Origin of the sequence: Arminella tubonensis, from assembly GCF_003240585.1 — a bacterium.
GTDB classification, from domain to species: Bacteria; Pseudomonadota; Alphaproteobacteria; order Rhizobiales; family Rhizobiaceae; genus Rhizobium; species Rhizobium tubonense.
In genome coordinates this window covers 1-623 of sequence record NZ_PCDP01000063.1, presented here as the reverse complement: position 1 = coordinate 623, position 623 = coordinate 1, and the positions used below count along the sequence as shown (strand labels likewise).

Below are 623 nucleotides of genomic sequence, written 5' to 3'. Positions count from 1 at the left end.
GGCCTGCGGTTGCGGCAGGCCGAAGGCTTTCTGAAATCGATACTGCAATTGATGGGGTTGGCACTCCCTTCCCCGATCATACCACGCTCAGCCGTCGGGCACGGACGTGGCAATCGCTCAGCAAACGGCCTGATCAGCGGAGCCAACCGGGCGGGCCGGTGCATATTCTTGTCGACAGCACCGGCCTTCAGATCTACGGCGCGGGCCAGTGGCTGGAGGAAAAGCATGCCGGCAGATCTCGTCGCAGTTGGCGCAAGCTGCATCTGGCGCTGGATGCCGACAGCGGCGAGATCATCGCCCACACGATGACCGACCAGGATACGGCCGATGCCTCCCAAGTGAAGCCGTTACTCGACCAGATCGGCAGTTCAATCGGACAGTTCACCGCTGATGGCGCCTACGATGGAAAGCCCACCTACGACGCGATCATAAACCACAGTATTGACGCTGCCATCGCCATTCCGCCACGTATCAACGCAGTCGAACCGGCGGGAAATCAACCTCCAAGCCAAAGGGATCTGCATATCGCCGCGATCAGCAGAGACGGCCGGATGAATTGGCAAGCTTCCACCGGATACGGTAAGCGCGCGCGGGTCGAGACCGCCATCGGACGCTACAAATCG

General features: G+C 60.7%; 1 pseudogene. It reads left to right on the top strand.

The window, feature by feature from the left end:
- Positions 1 to 623, top strand: a pseudogene (locus tag CPY51_RS27335) (IS5 family transposase); the annotation flags it as partial.